This window comes from Calorimonas adulescens (genome assembly GCF_008274215.1).
Classification (GTDB): domain Bacteria; phylum Bacillota; class Thermoanaerobacteria; order Thermoanaerobacterales; family UBA4877; genus Calorimonas; species Calorimonas adulescens.
Genome location: NZ_VTPS01000005.1, coordinates 18,667 through 39,964, shown reverse-complemented (window position 1 = coordinate 39,964; position 21,298 = coordinate 18,667). Strand labels below are relative to the sequence as shown.

The 21,298-nt window shown below is 41.8% G+C and carries 26 protein-coding genes and 1 riboswitch; of the genes, 17 read left to right on the top strand and 9 right to left on the bottom strand.

The window, feature by feature from the left end; translation table 11 throughout:
• Positions 1–5: 5 nt before the first annotated feature.
• From purD to FWJ32_RS04485, 6 genes are all read left to right on the top strand, one after another.
• On the top strand, positions 6–1,253 hold the full coding sequence (gene purD, locus FWJ32_RS04510; protein ID WP_149544784.1) for a phosphoribosylamine--glycine ligase: 1,248 nt from the start codon (positions 6–8) through the stop codon (positions 1,251–1,253).
• Positions 1,254–1,697: 444 nt separating this feature from the next.
• Positions 1,698–2,111 (top strand): hypothetical protein, encoded by a 414-nt coding sequence (locus FWJ32_RS13415; RefSeq protein WP_203227578.1) that lies wholly within the window; start codon positions 1,698–1,700, stop codon positions 2,109–2,111.
• Complete coding sequence (locus FWJ32_RS04500) at positions 2,054–2,800, top strand: hypothetical protein (protein ID WP_203227577.1); 747 nt, start codon at positions 2,054–2,056, stop codon at positions 2,798–2,800. The genes FWJ32_RS13415 and FWJ32_RS04500 overlap by 58 nt, the downstream gene beginning before the upstream one ends.
• A gap of 290 nt (positions 2,801–3,090) precedes the next feature.
• Positions 3,091–3,537 carry a hypothetical protein gene (locus FWJ32_RS04495; RefSeq protein ID WP_149544782.1) on the top strand — a complete coding sequence of 149 codons (447 nt, stop codon included), beginning with the start codon at positions 3,091–3,093 and terminating at the stop codon, positions 3,535–3,537.
• 387 nt (positions 3,538–3,924) lie between these two features.
• Entirely contained in the window at positions 3,925–4,071 is a 147-nt protein-coding gene (locus FWJ32_RS04490; RefSeq protein ID WP_149544781.1) for a cyclic lactone autoinducer peptide, read from the top strand.
• A gap of 11 nt (positions 4,072–4,082) precedes the next feature.
• Positions 4,083–4,172, top strand: a riboswitch (cyclic di-GMP riboswitch).
• 79 nt (positions 4,173–4,251) lie between these two features.
• Positions 4,252–4,482, top strand: coding sequence for a LytTR family transcriptional regulator DNA-binding domain-containing protein (locus FWJ32_RS04485; RefSeq protein WP_203227576.1), 231 nt, complete (start codon positions 4,252–4,254; stop codon positions 4,480–4,482).
• Positions 4,483–4,505: 23 nt separating this feature from the next.
• On the opposite strand, the gene FWJ32_RS13570 is transcribed toward FWJ32_RS04485, so the two are convergent.
• The 4 genes from FWJ32_RS13570 to FWJ32_RS04465 all read right to left on the bottom strand — a co-directional run bounded on the left by FWJ32_RS13570 (position 4,506) and on the right by FWJ32_RS04465 (position 6,854).
• Positions 4,506–4,838 (bottom strand): hypothetical protein, encoded by a 333-nt coding sequence (locus FWJ32_RS13570; protein ID WP_238988790.1) that lies wholly within the window; start codon positions 4,836–4,838, stop codon positions 4,506–4,508.
• 127 nt (positions 4,839–4,965) lie between these two features.
• Positions 4,966–5,331 (bottom strand): recombinase family protein, encoded by a 366-nt coding sequence (locus FWJ32_RS13565; RefSeq protein ID WP_238988789.1) that lies wholly within the window; start codon positions 5,329–5,331, stop codon positions 4,966–4,968.
• Positions 5,328–5,855 (bottom strand): hypothetical protein, encoded by a 528-nt coding sequence (locus FWJ32_RS04475; protein WP_149544779.1) that lies wholly within the window; start codon positions 5,853–5,855, stop codon positions 5,328–5,330. The genes FWJ32_RS13565 and FWJ32_RS04475 overlap by 4 nt, the downstream gene beginning before the upstream one ends.
• A 699-nt stretch (positions 5,856–6,554) precedes the next feature.
• Positions 6,555–6,854, bottom strand: a complete 300-nt coding sequence (locus FWJ32_RS04465; protein ID WP_149544777.1) for a hypothetical protein — start codon at positions 6,852–6,854, stop codon at positions 6,555–6,557.
• A gap of 395 nt (positions 6,855–7,249) precedes the next feature.
• On the opposite strand from FWJ32_RS04465, the gene pepT reads away from it, so the two are divergent.
• Positions 7,250–8,467: a peptidase T gene (gene pepT / locus FWJ32_RS04460; protein ID WP_149544876.1), complete on the top strand. Its 1,218-nt coding sequence runs from the start codon at positions 7,250–7,252 to the stop codon at positions 8,465–8,467.
• 23 nt (positions 8,468–8,490) lie between these two features.
• Here pepT and sfsA read toward each other — a convergent pair whose 3' ends face one another.
• Both sfsA and FWJ32_RS04450 read right to left on the bottom strand, forming a co-directional pair.
• Positions 8,491–9,180 (bottom strand): DNA/RNA nuclease SfsA, encoded by a 690-nt coding sequence (gene sfsA, locus FWJ32_RS04455; protein ID WP_149544776.1) that lies wholly within the window; start codon positions 9,178–9,180, stop codon positions 8,491–8,493.
• A complete protein-coding gene (locus FWJ32_RS04450) occupies positions 9,177–10,349 on the bottom strand; it encodes an MFS transporter (protein WP_149544775.1) in 1,173 nt (390 codons plus the stop codon). The genes sfsA and FWJ32_RS04450 overlap by 4 nt, the downstream gene beginning before the upstream one ends.
• A gap of 189 nt (positions 10,350–10,538) precedes the next feature.
• Between FWJ32_RS04450 and tsaE the strand changes: the two genes are divergently transcribed.
• From tsaE to tsaD, 4 genes are read left to right on the top strand one after another with little or no spacing between them, the layout of a single operon-like run.
• Positions 10,539–10,988 carry a tRNA (adenosine(37)-N6)-threonylcarbamoyltransferase complex ATPase subunit type 1 TsaE gene (gene tsaE / locus FWJ32_RS04445; protein WP_149544774.1) on the top strand — a complete coding sequence of 150 codons (450 nt, stop codon included), beginning with the start codon at positions 10,539–10,541 and terminating at the stop codon, positions 10,986–10,988.
• On the top strand, positions 10,985–11,662 hold the full coding sequence (gene tsaB / locus FWJ32_RS04440; RefSeq protein ID WP_149544773.1) for a tRNA (adenosine(37)-N6)-threonylcarbamoyltransferase complex dimerization subunit type 1 TsaB: 678 nt from the start codon (positions 10,985–10,987) through the stop codon (positions 11,660–11,662). Before tsaE ends, tsaB begins: the two co-directional genes overlap by 4 nt.
• An 11-nt stretch (positions 11,663–11,673) precedes the next feature.
• On the top strand, positions 11,674–12,129 hold the full coding sequence (rimI, locus tag FWJ32_RS04435) for a ribosomal protein S18-alanine N-acetyltransferase (protein WP_149544772.1): 456 nt from the start codon (positions 11,674–11,676) through the stop codon (positions 12,127–12,129).
• Between the two features lie 9 nt (positions 12,130–12,138).
• Complete coding sequence (gene tsaD, locus FWJ32_RS04430) at positions 12,139–13,158, top strand: tRNA (adenosine(37)-N6)-threonylcarbamoyltransferase complex transferase subunit TsaD (protein ID WP_149544771.1); 1,020 nt, start codon at positions 12,139–12,141, stop codon at positions 13,156–13,158.
• Here tsaD and FWJ32_RS04425 read toward each other — a convergent pair.
• Positions 13,142–13,672 carry a biotin transporter BioY gene (locus FWJ32_RS04425; RefSeq protein ID WP_149544770.1) on the bottom strand — a complete coding sequence of 177 codons (531 nt, stop codon included), beginning with the start codon at positions 13,670–13,672 and terminating at the stop codon, positions 13,142–13,144. The genes tsaD and FWJ32_RS04425 overlap by 17 nt on opposite strands.
• A gap of 81 nt (positions 13,673–13,753) precedes the next feature.
• On the opposite strand from FWJ32_RS04425, the gene FWJ32_RS04420 reads away from it, so the two are divergent.
• The gene (locus tag FWJ32_RS04420; protein ID WP_149544769.1) at positions 13,754–14,728 is read left to right on the top strand and encodes a D-alanine--D-alanine ligase family protein; all 975 of its coding nucleotides are present in this window, start codon (positions 13,754–13,756) and stop codon (positions 14,726–14,728) included.
• Here FWJ32_RS04420 and FWJ32_RS13275 read toward each other — a convergent pair.
• Positions 14,723–14,875 (bottom strand): hypothetical protein, encoded by a 153-nt coding sequence (locus tag FWJ32_RS13275; protein ID WP_162523498.1) that lies wholly within the window; start codon positions 14,873–14,875, stop codon positions 14,723–14,725. The genes FWJ32_RS04420 and FWJ32_RS13275 overlap by 6 nt on opposite strands.
• A gap of 360 nt (positions 14,876–15,235) precedes the next feature.
• Here FWJ32_RS13275 and FWJ32_RS04415 point away from each other — a divergent pair, with 360 nt between their 5' ends.
• The 4 genes from FWJ32_RS04415 to FWJ32_RS04400 all read left to right on the top strand — a co-directional run bounded on the left by FWJ32_RS04415 (position 15,236) and on the right by FWJ32_RS04400 (position 18,031).
• Entirely contained in the window at positions 15,236–15,742 is a 507-nt protein-coding gene (locus FWJ32_RS04415; RefSeq protein ID WP_149544768.1) for an acyltransferase, read from the top strand.
• Entirely contained in the window at positions 15,723–16,313 is a 591-nt protein-coding gene (locus tag FWJ32_RS04410) for a DUF1405 domain-containing protein (RefSeq protein WP_162523497.1), read from the top strand. The genes FWJ32_RS04415 and FWJ32_RS04410 overlap by 20 nt, the downstream gene beginning before the upstream one ends.
• Positions 16,310–17,260, top strand: coding sequence for a D-2-hydroxyacid dehydrogenase (locus tag FWJ32_RS04405; protein ID WP_149544766.1), 951 nt, complete (start codon positions 16,310–16,312; stop codon positions 17,258–17,260). Before FWJ32_RS04410 ends, FWJ32_RS04405 begins: the two co-directional genes overlap by 4 nt.
• Before the next feature lie 93 nt (positions 17,261–17,353).
• Entirely contained in the window at positions 17,354–18,031 is a 678-nt protein-coding gene (locus FWJ32_RS04400) for a redox-sensing transcriptional repressor Rex (protein ID WP_149544765.1), read from the top strand.
• 177 nt (positions 18,032–18,208) lie between these two features.
• Here the strand turns inward: FWJ32_RS04400 and FWJ32_RS04395 are convergent, their stop codons facing one another.
• The gene (locus FWJ32_RS04395; RefSeq protein WP_162523496.1) at positions 18,209–18,988 is read right to left on the bottom strand and encodes a sugar phosphate isomerase/epimerase family protein; all 780 of its coding nucleotides are present in this window, start codon (positions 18,986–18,988) and stop codon (positions 18,209–18,211) included.
• A gap of 161 nt (positions 18,989–19,149) precedes the next feature.
• Here FWJ32_RS04395 and FWJ32_RS04390 point away from each other — a divergent pair, with 161 nt between their 5' ends.
• Positions 19,150–21,156, top strand: coding sequence for an oxidoreductase (locus tag FWJ32_RS04390; protein WP_149544763.1), 2,007 nt, complete (start codon positions 19,150–19,152; stop codon positions 21,154–21,156).
• Positions 21,157–21,298 lie beyond the last annotated feature (142 nt).

Sequence of the window (21,298 nt, the reverse complement as noted above, 5' to 3'; positions counted from 1 at the left end):
GTTATATGAATGTACTGGTGATAGGAAGCGGTGGAAGGGAACATGCCATAGCATGGAAGCTCAGACAGGATGACAGGATAGATAAGATATACGCTGTACCGGGGAATGGGGGTACAGCCGGAATAGCTGAAAATGTGAATATCAATGTGAACGACTTTGAAGCACTGTCTCAATTTGCCGAGAACAGGGCGGACATTACAATTGTAGGTCCTGAGGTGCCGCTGGTAGGCGGCATAGTTGACTATTTTGAGGCTAAGGGGCTTAAGATATTCGGACCATGCAGGAAAGCTGCCATGCTGGAGGGAAGCAAGATATACGCCAAGGACTTTATGAAGAGGCATAGAATCCCCACGGCGGGATATGAGGTCTTTGACAATGCCTCTGACGCAACAGCATATCTTAAAAAAGCCAGTTATCCAGTTGTCATAAAAGCTGATGGTCTGGCAGCAGGAAAAGGGGTCCTCATTGCGGAAGACTTTGGCCAGGCCGGAGAGGCCATAAAAGAGATTATGGTGGAAAGGCGCTTTGGTGAGGCGGGGAAGAGGATAGTCATTGAAGAATACCTGGAGGGCCACGAGGTTTCCCTGCTTGCCTTTACCGACGGCAAAACCGTGGTGCCTATGTTACCAACCATGGACTATAAAAGAGCGTACGATGGAGATGCCGGACCCAATACAGGAGGTATGGGCAACATAGCTCCAAACCCGTATATGGATGAAGAAAGCTATAGATACGCTGTGGAAAATATATTAAAGCCCACCATAGATGGTTTTAATGAAGATGGAATAAAATACAGGGGGGTGCTGTACGCAGGGCTTATGCTCACAGAAAAGGGCCCCAGGGTGTTAGAATACAATGTAAGGTTTGGTGACCCGGAGACGCAGGTGATACTGCCGCTTTTGAAGACGCCATTGATAGACATAATCTCTGCCATAATGGGTGAAAGACTGGATGAAATAAATGTGGAGTGGCAGAATGGACACTGCATAACCGTTGTCCTTACCTCAGGAGGTTATCCTGGAAACTATAAGACAGGATATGAGATAGTAGGGCTGGATAAGGTCACCCTGCCTGCCTTTCATGCAGGGACTATATATCGTGATGGCAAGTATTTCACTGCGGGCGGCAGGGTATTAAATGTCACCACTACAGGTGAAACACTGGATGAAGCCAGGGAAACAGTATATAGTGAAATAAAGAAGGTAAATTTTAAAGATATGTACTTTAGAAAAGATATAGGCATACTCACGTAATAAGCCCGATATAGCGGGCTATTTTTTACGGCTAGCCTCCAGATAATTATTTAATGAACTTACTATATTTTCCAGTTCGTCCTTAGGGAGTTTCACATAATCCTCGTCCTCATCACCCTTTCCTGAAATAAGCCAGACGCCTATCTCACCCTCGCAATCTATTTGTAAAGAATCAAATCTTAATTTTCCATCTAACAAAAGGAGAGCTATTTAGTAATCAACATTATTTAAGTTAAATCGGAAATCGTGTAAAATTTATTTAGTTAAAAACCCTCACAAATATCAGAATGGAAAAGAGGCGAAAATGCCATGACGGGTTTAAAAAGCAAAATGATAATAAGTGCTGCATCTTTATTCACACTCATAGGTACGGTCGCTGCTGTCAAACCTGTGTGCATGGGACGGTTTTACCGCAAAAATTATCATTGAGAGGAGATTAAAAAAATGAAAAGTAAGAAAAAATTATTATCATTCGCATTATCATTATTGATGATATGTGTGTTTTTAAAGAGTACAGTTGTTTCTGCAAATGCAGACGATATAAGTAGTCAAGAAAAATCAATCGCAGTGGGCTATACTTTTCCTGTTAAGCCTGGAACAAGCGAATGGAATGAATTAATAGACCATACTCAAATGGTGGAGGCATGTCAGGTACCAGAAGGTCTATTGCACAACATGACAACTGATGAACTAATAGAAACAGTACTGAATTATCCATTATTGATGGAAATATATACATATGATACTTTCAAAAAGGTTTTGATGCAGTATCAACAAATTTTAACGGACTTGCGGAATTATTGCAAAGAAAGGATGCAGCCAGTAAATTATTTAACAAATACAAAAAAATTGATGTAGCTAAGGATGTTAAGAAAGTTACTTCGAAACAAATTTTTGATTTGTCCTTTATAGAAATAATATTAAGCCAAGATGCCATATTAAGCCAACTGAATGATACAGAAATGAGGGAATTAGAAAAAGAAATAGAGAATAAATATTTACAAAAGAAAGCCCATCCTGATATTTATAGCCTAACGGCAGCAAGTGCTTATTCTGTACTAGCACAAAAACAGGATTCCAGTGTAAGTGCGCAGACAATTTACTATGTATATACACCTAACGGTACAGCAGTTGAGGTGTTCCATAATACCCCAGAGTTAACTGCAGCAGAAAAAGCTGCCCTCGATGATTGGGTGGATACGACATATCCAACTGTCGTCCGTATAACTTCTGCAACTAAAAATTATAATTGTCATTCTTATGCATGGTATAGTCAATCTACTACTAGTAATACGTGGTGGATGAATTATCCGAATGCTTATTGGACAGATGGAAGTTATACTAGAAGAACAGGCGATCCAGCCAAAAACGACAAAGTATATTACAGTACATCAGGTAAAGAACATTCAGGAATAATATATGAACTAGGGAGGATAACTGGATATTATGTGAGATCAAAATGGGGATCATGCGGGCTTGTAGAACATTATTACACTTCTTGCCCATATTATGTAAGTGATAGTGCTTTGCGATATTATTATAGGTAAAATTACATTTACATGTTATTTGAGTAAATGTTAAAAAACAAAATATTCTCATGAAACCGGGACGGTTTTAAGAAAGCAGACCGTCCCCATTATTAAGCACGAAGCTCTTACATTTTATTTTTATTTTATGTATTGACATAGTAAAAAATCTGTCATATTTTAACAACATATGGGTTATGCCCTTTCACTTTTTAATTGGGGTCAATTGAAAGGAGTGAAACTTGAATATTATGAAAAGGATTTTAATTATTATATCGTTAATAATGACGTGTATAGGAGTCAGTGGATGTATGAAAGCTGATAAAATGGCAGATATAACTGTGACCATCGGACAAGAAAATATTAAAAGTATCGCATTAAAAAATAATAGAAATAATTTATCGGATAATAAGAATATGTTTAAGTTCGCATTCGAACAAGAAGCTTCATCAGATATTAAATACATTAAAATTGGCGAAAAAATTGCTTTGGATTTTGGAAATAACCATCCGGATAAAATGATTATAAAAGAAATCCTCTTGAACTCAAATGGAGAAAATTTATATGGCGACGAAACGATTGTAGAAGTTCCATTTAAAAGAGAAAATAACAAATATGTTTTTATAGTTGAAAAAAACCCCGCCTCTTTTTTAAGTTCAGTAAAAAAGAAGACGGAATTCAGAGGTTATAAAATAATAGCATATTTTGGTGAAATTGAATATGTATATGCCTTCGTAATAGAAACCGATGCGTTTTAAAAATTACAATCCGCTTGAAGTTATGAGCTAATACCTTGAGCCCCACAACAATGTGCCAGCAATAGTTGTTCATATAATTCTGTCAGGGATATGATTTCAATAAATGATCAAGGAACTATTTGGTCTTTCTCCAATGCTAATTTAGAAAAAAATAAACAAAAAAATAGAAAGGAAATAGATCGATAATAGTTTTAAACAAGATTTCATGTTTGAACACCTCTTTTGGTTTTGATGTTTATAGCTTCATTATATCACTCCCCTTCCGCCGTTCATACCCAAAAAACCGCCAGTTGTACCGGAAAATCCGCCAGTTGTTCCAACCCGGCAGGAAATTTCAAACAAATGTAGAAGAAATCATAAGAAAAATCAGAAAGGAGGCGAAAAACTATGTTCAAAAAAATCGGAAAAAGCCTTCTTGCATCTCTGGCCTCAGTAATAACTTTAGTCGCATTTACAGGCGTGAGTCCCGCCAGCATATGGATACTGTACGAACCCGACATGCCGGACGCACTGAAGAAACTTTCCACGAGGTAAAAACCAAACAGTAGAGAGAAAGGCAAACTTATCGAAAGATAAGGGCGCAAAGCCACAGGGTCTAAGGTGATTGCATTCACTATGACAGCCTGGTTGCCGTTAGATATCTGCAATAGTTTATCAACCGCACCCTGTGCACGGTTTTTTATCCAAATTCATTGCCGAGGAGGGTTGGTAAACATGAATCATAATATTGTTAAAGAGGTTCAGCCACAGAAAGACAACTGCCAGGTCCAAAAAATCATAATTAAGTCCGATGAAAAAAGCGTCTTGGTAAACATCAACAATGATAAACTGTTTCGTTGCCACAAGGGCTACATAATAAATGCGGACTTTGTTAATGAGATTGTCCCCTGGGGAAAGAAAACCTTTCTCGTGAAGATGGCCTATACCAAAAAATATTGTGTATAAACCACATTAATAAGACGTTTCGATCAAAGAAATCGCCCTTTTAATAAACGAAAACACCTTTTTAAGCAACAGCATTTAGGATTCGCTATATCTTCAATCGGGACAATTCCCCGAACCTCTAAACGGTCTGGATACACCCACAATTTAACTTGTAACCTGTCAAGCAGTTCTTCCCAGGTTACTATTCTCTGAGGGAATCCGACCGTTAAATGTTTTTCATCGTGAACCTTCACAAAAGCAATATTCTCCGTAACAGTTTTTTCATCCGGCTGGTAGCGGACATCAAACAGTTCCTCATACCAGCCGTCGGTTTTTTCTTTTTTCATTTTTTCAACGTGTTCAGGACTCAACTGCACTTTGTCACCCCTCCAGAGATAATTTGTCCCAGCGTAAACAGTGTGAGTAAGAATACGCTGGATGGTAGCGTCGCCCCAATGAGCCTGCATCTTACCAGCGCGTCCCTTTCGAGTTTTGCGAAATTGGTTAGGTGTGGGTATTCCCAAGTTCTGTAAGCTTTTCGGCAATCCGCACCATGCCCAAAGGCTTTTCGGACTCGTCTCCATAGACGTACCATTGGAAAATGAGCTTAACTATCTTAGCCTCATCTTCTCGAACTACCCATTCTTCTTTTTCGTCGCCCCACCTGTGGCCGAAGGGTTGAGAGCCGCCGGAATACTTACCTGCTTTTGCCAGCTTTTTCTTGCCGGTCACCGTCCTTAACTTGATAGCTTCTCTCTCGTATTCTGCAAAGGTGGCAAGAATGTTTGACTGGAGCTTGCCTTCGGGAGTGTCATCGTTGGAACCCTGCACGAAAATAAAGCCGTCACCTTTAAAACCGCACCGCCTCACTTTTCGCGCTTCGTTCCGCAGGGCGGCAAGAGTGAATGATTTTGTTTGGAACGTGCATAATACCAAAGACCTACCAGCGATAAACCTAATAAAATCAGAAAAGTGATTATTCCTGGCCAGAATACAGATGCGGTAACTGCAATAGAACGGGAAGATAAATCTTTATTTGTTTCATTCTCCCCATTAGTCGTTTTTTCTGTTTGTGTAACAATCGGGTCAGCAGTATTGAGAAATTCATTGTATGTTTCAATGTAATCCTTAATCTCCCAATGCTCGTCATTGATACCAATGTTACTGCCACCTAATAAACTTGTTACCCGTTGTCCTTCAATGACTGCAATACAGTTAAGGTCAAATGTGACATGTGGATTGTCATTATCATCATTTCTTAAAAACAGAAGCAATTCTGTGTTGGTTTCCGGTAGAGTATGAACACTACCCATCCAACCGTAAACAGGATTTTTCTTCCCAGTAAACACTATTTCTGGTTCGGAATACTCACCTTTTAGAACCCGGTCTACCAAAACAGTAAATGTTCTTTCTTTGTATCCGTCCTTAACGACATACCAAACACCAGTAGTTTTGTTAATATACCTTCCTGTTTGTTCATCATAAATATATCCTTCAAGTGGTTCAACTTTATTCTTTGATACGATTTTTCCAGTAGAATCAACTATTGCTGTACTACTATCTGGTAATACTCTTTCCCGAGTTTCTACTTAAATTTTGACATCTTACTTTGCTGTTCTGCCATGATATACAAGCAGAGTAATTGCATTTAAAATGATGGTAACGATGAGAAGAACTGCTGCGACGAACGCCATATTATCCGTTATGTCCATAAGAGCAGACCAATCCGCAATCTTAACCAGATGATAGTTATAGAAAATCTGAAAACATAGCGAAATAGCACAAGCACTGATGCTCATAATGGAAAGAGTGACCCAATTCCTATAGTCATGCTTTTTATATCGCATGAGATTAACAACAGGAAGTATCCAAGCAATTAGACCAAGCACGAGGCTGCCAAGATTAAGCAAACCAATCATAACATACTCCTTTCATGATAAATTTGTACAATCCCGTCTGTTCATCATAGATGTATCCTTCAAACGCTTGAGATTTACTACCGTCCGGTAATATTTCCTCCCGTATTTCCACTTCTCCACAGCCAGCGAGTATAATCAGTAGTAATCCTGACATGATAAGTATAGTTACTTTCCTCACTTCATGCTTCTCCTCAAAAGCAACTCTTTCCTGACAAATATGGCAATGAACATAACTATTGAAATTAAAGCTAAAAAGGTTGAGGGCTTTACACCTATAGTATCTATATGCTTCAAGTCAGCATAAACCATCCAGGGCCAACCGATTACATCCATAGGTATACCTATCAATGGCGAAAAAACCTCCTGCTTTCCTGTGATGCTTCTATGAATATAACCTGTCAGACTATAGACCATCCCAGTTACGAAATAAGCAAGGATTATTCTTTTAATAAATTGTTTTAATGTTCTCATCAACATTATTACCTCCAACAAACAACTTTTCAATTTATATTTTACCACAACGAATCCTGTGTCTCAATAAAGTTGCTTATGCCATTCGGAGTATAAATATATTGACGAAAAAGTTCTGCAGGGCATAGAGTCGTATAATTGGTTGTAGTTTGAGGAAAAGCAGAGAGTACCGTTGTTTTCCTATGCAGTACTCTCATTGGTTTATTTTACATAAGCGATTATTTGATTTCAACAATTAGAATGAACGGTAGCGAATCCAAATTCACGCGTTTCCTAAATACTGAATAATATCTACATCCCCTAAAAAATAATAGTGAGGATTAATCTGTATATTGCTGTTTTACTAATAATGAATTATACTAAAAATGCAGCTTAAAATTCGGGAGGAGATTGTATTGATATCTGATGTTGCAGAAAGATTTTTAAGGTATGTAGGGTATGATACCAGGTCAGACGGCAGGTCTGATACCTGCCCAAGTACAGAAGGACAGAGGGTGCTGGCTGAGGCACTGGCAAGGGAATTAAAGGAAATGGGCATAAAAGATGCCGCAGTGGACGAAAACGGGTATGTGACGGGTACGCTTCCAGCTAATATGGATAGGGATGTACCAACAGTTGGTTTTATTGCCCACATGGATACAAGTCCGGAGGTAAGCGGTGCCGGTATAAACCCCAGGATAATAGAAAATTATGACGGTGGCGATATTGTACTGAACAGTGATACGATACTGTCGCCCAAAGAGTTTCCACATCTTAGAAACTACACAGGCAAAACCCTCATCACCACGGACGGCACGACTCTCCTTGGGGCTGATGACAAGGCTGGCGTTGCTGAGATAGTGACTGCTGTGGGTTACCTTATAAAGCATCCGGAAATAGAACACGGAACCGTAAAGTTCGCCTTCACACCTGATGAGGAGATAGGTAGGGGAGTGGACAGGTTTGACGTAGAAAGATTTCACGCTGATTTTGCCTATACCATGGATGGTGGGGAGATAGGAGAGCTGAGCTTTGAAACCTTCAATGCCGCTTCATGTGATGTCCTGATCCACGGCAAGAACATACATCCGGGCGATGCCAAGGGGAAAATGAAAAATGCCATCCTTATAGCCTCTGAGTTTGCAGGGATGCTTCCGCCCAATGAGACTCCTGCCTGCACAGATGGATATGATGGCTTCTATCATATTATTGCATTTAATGGTACTGTCGAAAAGGCAGAGCTCAGTTATATCATAAGGGACTTTGATAAGGCCAATTTTGAAAAACGCAAAGAGACGATGGAGTCTATAGCTGATAAACTCAACAAAAAGTATGGAAATGGCACTGTGGAGATAAAGCTCAAAGACCAGTATTATAATATGAAAGAAAAGCTTAAGGATAAGATGTATATAGTAGATATAGCAAAGAGAGCCATGGAGGAAGCAGGTATAGAGGTAAAAATAAGACCGGTGAGGGGTGGCACTGATGGTGCCAGGCTTTCATACATGGGCCTCCCTACCCCAAACATCTTCAGCGGAGGGCACAACTACCATGGCAGGTTTGAATATATACCAGTAGAGTCCATGGAGAAGGCTGTGGATGTAATAGTCAATATCGTCAAGATTGTATGCAAATAATATGAGGCAGGCCTAGCCTGCCTCTAAAGTTTGACATCAACCTTTGCCTTCAGGGCAATATCATTCCTACTGATACTGCAGGTATATGCGTTTACCTCTACACCTGATTTTACGGCCTTTCTTACATTGCTGCCAAATTCCGGGTCCATCATGTCATTGGGTGTGAAACGGTTAATTCCATCCATCTGTATGACAAACATCAGGACGGCACGCATCCCGTTTTTGACGACCTCTATAAGTTCCTTTACATGCTTTGAACCCCTTACGGTAGGGGCATCGGGGAACATGGCGATATTATTTACCTCAAGGGTAACGCCTTTTATTTCCATATAGCATACCTCTGATTCATTTGACATCTTAATGTCAAATCTGCTGTTTCCAAAGGTCTTTTCCTTTTCTATAACTGTATATCCTGCAAAGCAGGGTATTATTTTATCTCTCAATGACTGTAAAATTAATCGGTTTGGCACCTGTGAGTCTATGGATATCAGCCTGTCTCCCTTGTATACCATTTCAAGTTCGTAAGGTGTCTTGCGGCCTGGCCTCTCCCTTATCTCTAATAGAACCCTTGCACCGGGCAAAAGCAGTTCCTTTAAACGCCCGGAATTGGGTACATGGACCAGGGTTTCCCTTCCATTTAGATCCACTAACGCCTCAAATCGATTTAATCTCTTAATAAATGATGCCTCGATAACAGGGTTTTCTATCCTCAATTTTTCACGGCTCCTTTTTCCGGCTTGAAGAACAGCGTCATTATAAACGAAAGGACTGCAAATATAACGGTATATTTTACTGCAATATCCACACCGGATGCATCGGCCACTATACCGCTGATAAACGTCACTATGCTCCCTACAGCAGGTGCTATGCCCATGATAAGCCCGGTAACCATACCTTTTCCGTTGGGGAGGAGGGCCTGGCCTGCTAAGATTGAAACATTAAAGCAAAACCTGTAGAGGAAGGCCGTGATAAGGATAAATAGTATGGAAACTGCTCCGCTGGTAAAAGAAAATCCAAGGAAAAATATAATTGTAAGTCCCATGGTATAAAGCATAAGTTTCTTTATATCAAATCGGTTTACAAAGAATCCGCCTAAGAATAATCCTGCCACTGACATTATGCCAAAGAACGACTGTATGTAGCCGGCATTAAGCTGGCTCATTCCTTTACTCACAAAGTAAAGGGCTATATAGGTTGAAAGGGTGCTGTATCCGCATGCCCTGAATATCTCTATTAGCGTGAGAAGCAGCACCTTTTTCTTGCTGGACGAAGATACCTCCTCATGCACGGTGTTTATGGTAATGGCAGGCCTTTTATTTCGGTAATACATAAGCAGTATAATGCTTATTATGAGGCCTGGAATAAAGGATATTAAAAAGCCAGCCCTGTTAAAGGAGTTTAATAGCGGCACTATTATCATCGGTGTCACTGCAAATCCAAGGTTGCCCATGAGTGAATATATAGATAGGCCCAGTCCCTCATTGGAGGCCGCATGTCTGTTTGCCTCAATAACCCCAAGGGGGTGGAAAAGAGTTATTCCAAAGCCGGAGAGGGCAGAGAGCAGTATTATAACCATAAAATTGTTTGTCAGTCCTACAGAACTGATTGCTGCAGCACTCCAGAATATGGATACGGGGATCCATAGTATGTTGCCCCTGGTATCGGCATAGTGGCCAAACAATGGCTGAAAAATAGATGTGGCAACATTGGTCATCATTATTGCAAACCCCACCCGTGACGGTGTGAGATCCATGTTGATTACCAGGTAGGGTACTATAGACTGGAGTATGGCTGCATAGTAGTCGATCCAGAAATGGCCGGCTGACACAGCCATTACTCCTGTCCAATTAAATTTTGATTTTGTCTCTTCGATTGTTTCCAAAAAAATCACTTCTCCTCTTGTCCAAGGTCAACCCAGTCGTCAAAACCTTCCCTTTTCTCTGTGTAGAAGAACTCTGTGCCTCATAAATCTTTATTTATTATATCATATAAATTTATGGGTGGAAATTATACAACATTTCCATAAAATATGTTAATATTATTACATATGAAGATTTTATGAGGTGAATCCATGGAAAGAATTTTTATAACGCAATCAGAAGAAGATACATTACGGTTGGGCAATGAGATAGGGAAAAGGCTAAAACCCGGCAGTATACTCTGCCTCGTGGGTGACCTTGGTACCGGCAAGACACACTTTACCAAAGGTATAGCTACAGGACTTGGGGTAGAGGATGTTATCTCCAGTCCAACGTTTACCATTATGAATGAATATGATGGGAAAATCCCTTTATATCATTTTGATGTATACCGGATTGATGAGGACGAGTTTCTGGATATCGGACTGGATGAATATCTGTATGAAAATGGGGTGTCCGTGATAGAGTGGGCTGACAGGCTGGATGGAGAAATAAAGGATGCCATTTGGGTATATATCAGGTTCATAGATGAGAGCTCAAGGGAGCTTTTATTTAAATGGGATAATCCGATATATGACTTTATAAACGAGGTGCAGGTATGAGGATACTGGGTATAGATACGTCCACCAGTGTGGGCAGTGCAGCAGTGGTGGAGGATGACAGGATACTTGGTGAGTTTTATATAGAGAGCAACATGACCCATTCGGTCAAGTTTATGCCTATGATGGCAGGGCTTTTAAAGACCCTTGAAATGAAGATAGAGGATGTGGATGCGGTTGCTGTTACGATTGGACCGGGATCGTTTACCGGCCTCAGGATTGGCCTTGCCCATGCCAAGGCCATATGCCATGCACTGGACAAACCTATAGTTGGCATAAATACACTGGATGCCCTGGCATACAATATGTTTAATATGCGGCGCACCGTTTGTCCAATGCTTGATGCGAGGAATGAACAGGTGTATACGGCTATCTATGAGGACGGCAAGAGGGTAAGCGAATACATGGGGATAAGCATACATGACCTCATACACGAGCTCAGGGGAAGGGATGTTATGATATCAGGAGACGGGGCAAGGAGGTATGCGGAAGTGTTTAGGGATAATCTACCTGGCGTTATATTGGCTCCAGCTTATCTCATGATGCCGAGAGCATCGTCGATTGCCATGCTTGGTATAGAAAAGTTAAAGGCGGGGGAAGAGGACAATCTTTACAAGATTGCCCCGTTTTACATGAGAAAACCTCAGGCAGAGCGCCTCAGGGAACTTAGAAAATAGTAAGGGGTCTTATGATGAAGGAAAACATAAGGATTGTGCCTATGACAAAAGAGCATGTAGACAGTGTAATTGAGATTGAAGAGCTGTCCTTCAGCATACCATGGGCCAAAGAGGCATTCGAGATGGAGGTCACCATGAATAAATGCGCTACATATATTGTAGCCATGATAGATGATGTAGTGGCCGGTTACGGGGGCTTCTGGGCCATTTTGGATGAGGCGCATATAACAAATATTGCTGTCCATCCGGATTACAGGGGGATAGGGGTAGGCAATGCCTTACTGGAAGGGCTCATTGAGGCTGCAAGGAAACGGGGGGCAACATCCATGACCCTTGAGGTTAGGGCGTCCAACGAGATAGCCCAAAACCTTTATCGCAAATACGGTTTTAAGGCTTATGGAAGGCGTAAAGGGTATTATCAGGACAATGGCGAAGATGCCATTATCATGTGGAAATATGACTTATGAGGTGGAAAGATGGATATATTAACCATTGGGATAGAGTCATCCTGCGACGAGACATCAGTCGCAGTTGTAAAGAACGGCAGAGAGGTGCTTTCAAATATAATCTCATCGCAGGTTGAGGTCCATAAGATATATGGTGGGGTGGTGCCTGAAATTGCTTCAAGAAGGCATATCGAAGTCATAGACTATTTATTGGACGAGGCCTTAGAGGAGGCTGGCATCAGTCTTGAAGATATAGATGTGGTAGGGGTTACAGCCGGGCCTGGCCTTATAGGCTCTCTGCTTGTGGGTGTGTCTTATGCGAAGGGCCTGGCCTTTGCCTTAGGCAAACCCCTGGTAGGTGTAAACCACATAGCAGGGCATATCTCGGCTAACTTCATCGAGCACAGGGATTTAGAGCCTCCACTTCTGTGCCTTGTGGCATCAGGAGGCCACAGCCACATTGTCGGTGTGAGGGACTATACTGAGTTTGAAATTATAGGAAAGACTACAGACGATGCAGCAGGAGAGGCATTTGACAAGGTTGCCAGAATACTGGGGCTCCCTTATCCTGGTGGGCCAAACCTGGAGAAACTGGCTGCGGGAGGCGACCCCTGTGCCTACGAATTTCCGAAATCGTATCCATCAAGGAGGGACTATAACTTTTCTTTCAGCGGTGTGAAGACGGCGGTGCTGAACCTTGTGAATTCCTTGAAAATGAGACAGGAGCCGGTGCCTGGCGAGGATATAGCAGCCAGCTTTCAGAAGAATGTGGTGGAGGTGCTGATAGATAAACTTATAAATGCGGCCATAGACTTTAATTATGATAAGGTGGCTATAGCTGGGGGTGTCTCCAGCAATAAGGCACTCCGACAGAAACTTAAGGAGGAGGCTGAAAAAGCAGGGCTGAAATTCTATTACCCTGCTCCGGTCTACTGCACTGACAACGCTGCAATGATTGCATGCAATGCATATTATGAGTATTTAAGAGGGAATATCTCTGATATGACATTAAATGCCTACCCTCATATAGGGCTCAAGAGGATAGGCTGAGAAGAGCTTTTTTGACAGGTCTTGCAACGATAATGGCAAGGGCAGCCTTGGCTATGTCAAAGGGGATAAAGGGTATAGTGCCCGCATAGAGTGCCTTTACCATGCCCATGCCGGTTACTGTGGAAAGCTGTAATGTGCCAATGGTATAGATTATGGCCAGGCCGGCTAAACAGCCCAGGCCCGGGAATAACCATCCTGTCCTCTTATAGGATGTTGCGCTTATGATATAAGCAGCCAGGGGGAACGAGATTAAAAAGCCGCCCTTGGGGCCCGTGAGGACGGCCAGGCCTGCCTCAAACTGAGCAAAGACAGGTATCCCAACAGCCCCTAATAATATGTAAACCAGCATGGAAAGGAAGGCGTCTGCTGGGCTCAAAAGCAATCCTGCCAGTACTACGCCAAAAACCTGCAGTGTAAAAGGTACAGGAGTAAACGGCAGGGGGATTGCAATCTGTGCAAGCACCGAGACTATTGCAGCCATGAGAGCAATAAAAACAAGTTTTTGAGTCTTCATTATTGTCAACCTCCATATATAAATTAGTTTACAATAGCAATTTTAATATATGGCTAAAAAAATGTAAAGGGGGAAGGGAATATGAAGATAGCAATAGTGACAGATAAACAGAGAAGTGGCCTGCTTACCGGTGAAGAGGGAAGGCATGAGGACAGACAGAAGAGAGAAACAGTCTTAAACATCAAGGAGGTTTTATCAAAGAGGTTTGAATGCATAGACCTCATTGCCGATGACAATATAATAGCAAGGCTAAGGGAAGAAAGGGTAGACATGGTCTTTAACCTTTGCAACGGTATAAAAGGTGACTGCAAACTGGCCCAATTACCTGCCATGCTTGAGTTTGCTGGAATACCGTACACGGGCTCCAGCGTAATGGGTCATGCACTGTCGCTGAATAAGGGATATGCATGCAGGGTGTTTCAGAGCATGGGGATACCTACCCCCAATTTTATATCAGTTTACAGTGTAGATGAACTCAAGACAAAAAACATACAATTCCCTGTGCTCGTGAAGCCGTCCGATGAGGGCTCAGGCAGAGGGATTCATCAGGACAGCCTTGTCTGTGATATGGACAGCCTCATTAAAAAGGTGGACAGAGAACTTAATACCTACAATCCACCTGTAATGGTTACGGACTTTATTGATGGCAGAGAGTTTACAGTGGGTGTAATTGGAAACGGGGACGAGGTGGAGGTACTGCCTATCATGGAGATTGGCTTTGACAACCTGCCACAGGATATGGCCAGATTTTACAGTTTTGAGGTAAAGACGTACTATGGTGAAAAGACTACATATACATGCCCGGCTGATATAGACAACGTGTTAAAAGAGAGGATAGAACAAACCGCCATATTGGCATACAGGACGTTATCCATCAGGGACTATGCACGGATCGACATGAGGGTGAAAGATGGTGTGCCTTATGTATTGGAGATAAACTCGCTGCCAGGACTATGGAAGGGATACAGCGACCTTCCAAAGATGGCTGAATCTTCCGGCCTCGGATATGAGGGACTTATAATGAAGATTGTAGAAAGTGCATTAAAAAGGTTATAGGTCTTTTTCGTCTACTGCAGCATATCCCTCTAATTCGTCACATTGGAAAACCCCGCTTGATGTAATCATCTGCGGACTTCCCCAATGTGAAGTAAAAAATTCAGTTACCATATTTTTGTCAATCTCACTGATTGGAATGACTTTCATAGTCTTGTCCCCCATTGATACCACCCTCAAACAAACTGTCTCTCCAGGCTATTCTTTAGCTGCTTAACTTTATAACAATTTAACAGACAAGCGGTATGGTGTCAAGGTGCCATATGGTTCAAAAGATGTGTTCTTTTAAAATGGTGAAAGAGCAGTGGATTACCTGTACGATATAGTGAAGAAGGTTATGAAATGGATGGCCAGGCCGGACGGTTGAGGTTTTTAGTATAACCAGAAGTGGAGGGGTGGGTTCTATTCAGAAATAAGTAATATGTGGTAAAATATAATCAAGTGGATGTTGACATTGTCGCTTACTGACCTTAACATTAGAATATACCAACTGAGGGTAGGAGGGGTAGGTTGAGACGGGTAGAGATATACAGGATAGAGGGCGATAAAAACTCTCTTCAGCATCTTTATGAGACGGTGGGTTTCTGGAAGGTTATCCGCAATTATATAGTCATATCTTTGGGCAGGCGTACCCCATGGTTTAACCTTAAAAGTGCAATGTACCGCTCCATAGGCATGAAGATAGGTAAATTTGCTTCCATAGCTGTGCTGGTGATGCCGGATTTTCTCTTTCCTGAGCTTATAGAGATTGGTGAAAATACGATAATAGGGTATAACACCACCATACTGTGCCATGAGTACCTCACAAACGAATACAGGCTGGGTAAGGTAAAGATAGGCAGGAATGTGATGATTGGGGCAAACTGCACCATTATGCCCGGCGTTGAGATAGGTGACGGCGCTGTAGTATCCGCATGTTCTCTGGTCAATAAGGATATACCTCCGGGTGCTTTTGCAGGTGGAGTACCTGTGAAAATTTTAAAGAATGGGGATAATCATGAAGGAATTTCTCAGTAGAATATTTGAGGACAGGCGCTGGGTCATTATAATAATGATACTAAATCTGGCAGGCACAGTATATGGATACTTCTGGTATGAGGGACAGCTTGCTGCCACTCCCTTGATATATTGGCCGTTTACACCTGATTGTCCGGAGTTTGCCATGTTTTTTTCCATTGTATTGATTTTCTACCTGTTAGACAGGAGATTGTATGACTTTGAGGTGTTGACCTTTTTTGGCCTTATAAAGTACGGGACATGGACTGTGTTTACCATAACCCTCTACTTTATAGCCTCGGGAGATGTTACAAATTTTGATGAATGGATGCTCCTTATATCCCATGTGGGTATGGTGATGGAGGGCAGCCTCTTTTTTAAATACCTTAGGTTTAACTATATAAATATATTTGTTTCTCTGGCATGGTTTTTATTGTCAGACTACATGGACTATGTGGTGGGTGTGTATCCATATCTGCCGTATCAGGCGCACCTGCCTTTAGTAAGGGCATATGCGGTAATAAGTACATTGGCAATATTTATATTTTTAATATACATGGGGAATAAAAGGAAAGGGGTCTTCAAGGAATGAAGAGGATTGTCTTTGGCACAAGGGTTTCTGAAAAGCATCTGGTAAGGACGAGGGAGATTGCTCCCGACTGGGAGATTGTGACGACAGGGGGTCCAGAGGGGACAAGGGATAAGATAGGAGGGGCCGAAATTTATGTGGACTGGGCCTATAATTTTTACAGGGAGATTATTGAGAGAGCGGACCAGGTAAAATGGATACAGTCCCTGAGCGCCGGGGTTGATAGGCTGCCTATGGACCTCATAAAGGAGAAAGGGATAGTGGTTACCAATGCCAGCGGCATTCATAAGATTCAGATATCAGAGAATGTGCTTGGATATATGCTGATGTTTGTAAGGGGCCTTAACAGGTTTTATGAGTTCCAAAGGGGAAAGAAGTGGGATAATAGCCCCAGGACGACTGAACTGTACGAAAAGACAATGGGTATTATTGGGGCAGGGAGCATAGGTTCGGAGATTGCAAGGCTGGGCAAGGCATTTGGTATGAAGGTGCTGGGCTTGAGGAAATCTGGCAAACCAGAGGAATATTATGATGTTATGTATACCAGCAATGGCCTTAAAGAATTGCTTGCACAGTCTGATTTTGTGATTTCCTGCATTCCTCTCACGGGTGAGACCCATCACCTGCTTGGTGAAGAGGAGTTCAGGGCAATGAAACCCACGGCCTATTTCATTAATATATCAAGGGGCGGCGTAGTGGATGAGAAGGCCCTGATAAAGGCACTTAAAGAGGGTTGGATAGAAGGAGCCGGCCTCGATGTCTTTGAAGAGGAACCCCTGCCTTTAGACAGTCCGCTGTGGGATATGCCAAATGTGATAATTACTCCTCATGCAGCCGGCCTTACGGATAGATATATGGAGCGGGCCATGGGGCTTTTTAATGACAACCTTGAAAGATATCTGAAAGGGGAAGATTTGATTAATGTGGTTGACCCTGACCTGGGATATTAATTTTTTTAACAAACATTGTTAGCTGTATTGCTTTAATGAAACGAAAAATGATATAATCGTTTCATAGACAAATTAAATAGCGGGGTGGAGTGAATGGGAAAAGCTACGAGGGTATCCATGGCCGTAGTAAGGCGGCTCCCAAGGTATCACAGGTATTTAGGAGAACTTCTGAAAAATGATGTGAGAAGGATATCGTCGAGAGAACTCAGTGAACGCATGGGTGTTACGGCGTCACAGATAAGGCAGGATCTTAACTGTTTTGGAGGATTTGGACAACAGGGTTATGGCTATAACGTGGAGGAGCTATACAGCGCTATAACCAAGATCTTGGGACTTGATAAGTCATATAATTCGATTATTGTTGGTGCTGGCAACCTCGGCCAGGCCATAGCAGGATATACAAACTTTGAAAAATCGGGTTTTACACTTAAGGCCTTGTTTGACAAAAATCCTAAACTCATAGGCCTCCGTATAAGGGATATAGAGATACTGGATGTTGATATACTGGCGGATTTCTTGAATGAAAACAAAATTGACATCGGCATATTGTGTATACCAAGATCCAGTGCCCAGCAGATAGCAGATATATTAACGCATAATGGTGTAAGGGCAATCTGGAACTTTTCTGTGACAGATCTCAATGTACCGGACAATGTAATAGTTGAAAATGTGCATTTGAGCGACAGTCTCTATACCATATCCTATAGATTGAATGAGGATGAACTGTTTAAAACCATCGAAAAGGATAAACAGAAAGCATTTAACTCCTGATATCAGGAGTTATTTTTGTTTGCAGTTTTAAACTACCTAAAGCTGTCTGATTGACAGGAGAGGGATATTCGGATTGGAAAAAGCTATAAAAGAGTCTATCTCATGATACCTTGGATGAACTTGCCGATATCATAGCATTCTTCCAAAAGGATTTTGACGAATATGAGGAAAAAGGTGTTAAAAGAATATTGTATGTATTCTTTCTCTTGCAATTTTCAAAAAATCTTCAGGTTTTATGGAATTGACTTCGTCCTTTGTTGCACATATTTCTAAAGATAAAATGCCATTATAGTTTTTTGGGAAAATCTTGACATATTCATCCCAATTTATTACACCTTTGGCTGGTAAAAAATGTCTATCTTCTTTCCCATCGTTATCAGATATGTGAGTGCATAAAAGTTTATCACCCCAGCTTTTCAAACTGTCAAATTTTCCTTTGCTGGAAAGCCAGTCGTGGGAAGTATCATGACAAAATCCTAAATTTTCATCATTTATGTTTTTGAATATGTAATCCAAATACTCATTTTTCCTTGTATTTTCTAAAGCAATTTTTAGTTTTAACTCCTTTGCCTTATCGACAAGTTTTAGCATATTTTCAATTCCTTTTTCATTTGGAGAAAAAGGAGCATTATTTTCTACATGCATCACGACCAGATTAATATTATTTTCAGCACATTCCTCGAGCCACAAAAAATATTTTCGAATAATGTCAGTCTCAACATCTTTTTCGCTAATCCATAAAAGGTTACAATCATTATAAGGAAAGTGGACATTATCTATGATAAGTCCCATTTCCCGTGCCAATTTGGGCATGTCCTTTCTATTACTCTCATCTTCATCTTCCCACCATAATGACACTGCATCAAAACCTGCCTTTTTTATTAGTTCAATCCTTTTTTTAAAGGGCATAATATAACCGAACCATGAGAATACCCCGGTTAATAATTTACGCTTCATCAAAAAAATCTCCCTTCCAAGCATTCATACATTATATATATCATAACTGAGAGAGAGTTATGTTGTAAATATATTTGTTAAATTTTTATTAACGAGGAAGGATTTTGTCAGTCAAGTGTCAAATATATTACAATATAAAATATTGAGAGGAGTGAGTATAAATGGCAGGCTTTGAAAAGCTTTTTGAACCCATCAAGATAGGCAGCGTGGAGATAAAAAACAGGATTGCAATGGCTCCTATGGGTATACTTGGGCTATCTACCGAGAGAGGAGGTTTTTCCAAGAGGGCTGAGGACTACTATGTAGCAAGGGCAAAGGGTGGCACCGGCCTTATCATAACCGGTATAGTAAAGATAGAAAACGAGATAGAAAAGGTTCATGAGGGGACTATCCCGTGTCCCACTATTGACCCGTCACACTTCATAAGGACATCCTCCGAAATGGTGGAGAGGATTCATGCCTATGGGTCAAAAATATTTTTGCAGCTGGGGATAGGCTTAGGCCGTGTGGCTTCACCTCAGATGCTTGCCTGTCAGCCTGTAGCCCCATCCGCAATACCTAACTATTGGGACCCATCGATTACATGTCGCGAGCTTACTACAGATGAGGTGGAAAGACTTGTAAAGATGGCTGCCGAATCGGCGGCTATAGCAAAGGTGGCCGGGTTTGACGGTGTCGAGATACATGCTGTGCATGAGGGCTATCTTTTAGACCAGTTTACTATTGCGATGTTTAACAGGAGGACAGACAAATACGGTGGAGATTTGATGGGAAGATTAAGACTACCTATAGAGGTAGTTAAGGCTATTAAGAAGGTAAATGGTGAGAACTTCCCGGTGGCTTTAAGGTTTAGCATAAAGAGCTATATAAAGGACTGGAATCAGGGTGGACTTGACGGTGAGGATTTTGTAGAAAAAGGGCGCGACACTCAGGAGGGCCTCACAATAGCGCCCATACTTGAAAAGGCAGGCTACGATGCCTTTGATGCCGATGCCGGTTCATATGACGCATGGTACTGGGCACATCCGCCCATTTATCAAAAACATGGCCTGTACCTGCCGCTTACCGAGCAGCTAAAAAAGGTTGTCAATGCGCCGCTGATAGTAGCCGGGAGAATGGAGATACCGGAGCTTGCAGAAAAGACCCTGGAGGAAGGCAAGGCAGCAGATATGATAAACCTTGGAAGAGGGCTTCTGGCAGATCCTGAGTGGGTAAACAAGGTCATGCAGGGAAGGATCGAGGATATACGTCCGTGCATAGGATGCCATGACGGATGCCTGGGGCGTGGCTTTGTTGGCAAACCCCTATCATGTGCAGTGAATCCTGCCTGCGGCCGAGAGATAGAGTATGGCATAAGTCCTGCAGAGAAGGTTAAGGACGTTCTGGTAATCGGCGGCGGTGTGTCAGGCATGGAGGCCGCCAGAGTAGCTGCCTTGAGGGGACACAAGGTTACACTCTACGAAAAGACAGGAGAGCTTGGTGGCCATGTGGTAGAGGGTTCAGTGGACGAGTTCAAGAAGGACAATGCGAGACTTCTTGACTGGTATAAGACGCAGATGAAAAAGTTAAATATCGATGTGAAATTGAATACCGAGGTGACACCACAGCTTATTGAGGGGAGAAAACCAGATGTGATTTTGGTTGCTACAGGTTCTAAACCTATTATGCCCAATGTTCCAGGTATAGACAGGGACAATGTTGCTACTGCCACGGATGTATTGCTAAAGAAAAAACCCGTGGGACAGAAGGTGGTTGTAATCGGCGGCGGACTGGTTGGCTGTGAGACTGCTATCAGTTTAGCTATGGACGGCAAGGATGTTACTGTTGTAGAGATGTTGCCTGAGCTTATATCCTCCGGACTTCCGGTACCGCATATGAACAGGACTATGGTTCTTGATATGCTTAAGTTTTATAATGTCAAAGCTGTAACCAATAACAGCCTGCTGGAGGTAAAGGACGGTGCCGTTGAGGTTATAGACAGAGATTTCAAGAGAAGTACAATACCGGCTGATACTGTTGTAATTTCTATAGGCCTTAGAGCTGATCAAAAGCTGTATCATGAGATTGCGGATAAGATGCCTAATGTTTATATTATAGGCGATGCCAATAAGGCGCGCAATATCATGTACGCCATCTGGGATGCTTACGAAGTGGCAAGAAGTATATAGTTAATGTTGATAATGGAGTACCCCTGTTCTTATAAAAGGACAGGGGTATTTTTGTTGATTAAATTAATCTTTAGACAAAGCAGGAAAAAGTTAGAAGCACTGGGGTTAAAGGTTACCGTGGAAAACGTAGCGTAACAAAAAC

Coding starts and splice junctions, on each gene's coding strand:
- purD (WP_149544784.1), top strand. CDS start 6: ATGAATGTACTGGTGATAGGAAGCGGTGGAAGGGAACATGCCATAGCA.
- FWJ32_RS13415 (WP_203227578.1), top strand. CDS start 1,698: ATGAAAAGTAAGAAAAAATTATTATCATTCGCATTATCATTATTGATG.
- FWJ32_RS04495 (WP_149544782.1), top strand. CDS start 3,091: ATGAAAGCTGATAAAATGGCAGATATAACTGTGACCATCGGACAAGAA.
- FWJ32_RS04490 (WP_149544781.1), top strand. CDS start 3,925: ATGTTCAAAAAAATCGGAAAAAGCCTTCTTGCATCTCTGGCCTCAGTA.
- FWJ32_RS04485 (WP_203227576.1), top strand. CDS start 4,252: ATGAATCATAATATTGTTAAAGAGGTTCAGCCACAGAAAGACAACTGC.
- tsaE (WP_149544774.1), top strand. CDS start 10,539: ATGGAAAGAATTTTTATAACGCAATCAGAAGAAGATACATTACGGTTG.
- tsaB (WP_149544773.1), top strand. CDS start 10,985: ATGAGGATACTGGGTATAGATACGTCCACCAGTGTGGGCAGTGCAGCA.
- rimI (WP_149544772.1), top strand. CDS start 11,674: ATGATGAAGGAAAACATAAGGATTGTGCCTATGACAAAAGAGCATGTA.
- tsaD (WP_149544771.1), top strand. CDS start 12,139: ATGGATATATTAACCATTGGGATAGAGTCATCCTGCGACGAGACATCA.
- FWJ32_RS04425 (WP_149544770.1), bottom strand. CDS start 13,672: ATGAAGACTCAAAAACTTGTTTTTATTGCTCTCATGGCTGCAATAGTC.
- FWJ32_RS04420 (WP_149544769.1), top strand. CDS start 13,754: ATGAAGATAGCAATAGTGACAGATAAACAGAGAAGTGGCCTGCTTACC.
- FWJ32_RS13275 (WP_162523498.1), bottom strand. CDS start 14,875: ATGAAAGTCATTCCAATCAGTGAGATTGACAAAAATATGGTAACTGAA.
- FWJ32_RS04410 (WP_162523497.1), top strand. CDS start 15,723: ATGAAGGAATTTCTCAGTAGAATATTTGAGGACAGGCGCTGGGTCATT.
- FWJ32_RS04405 (WP_149544766.1), top strand. CDS start 16,310: ATGAAGAGGATTGTCTTTGGCACAAGGGTTTCTGAAAAGCATCTGGTA.
- FWJ32_RS04400 (WP_149544765.1), top strand. CDS start 17,354: ATGGGAAAAGCTACGAGGGTATCCATGGCCGTAGTAAGGCGGCTCCCA.
- FWJ32_RS04395 (WP_162523496.1), bottom strand. CDS start 18,988: ATGAAGCGTAAATTATTAACCGGGGTATTCTCATGGTTCGGTTATATT.
- FWJ32_RS04390 (WP_149544763.1), top strand. CDS start 19,150: ATGGCAGGCTTTGAAAAGCTTTTTGAACCCATCAAGATAGGCAGCGTG.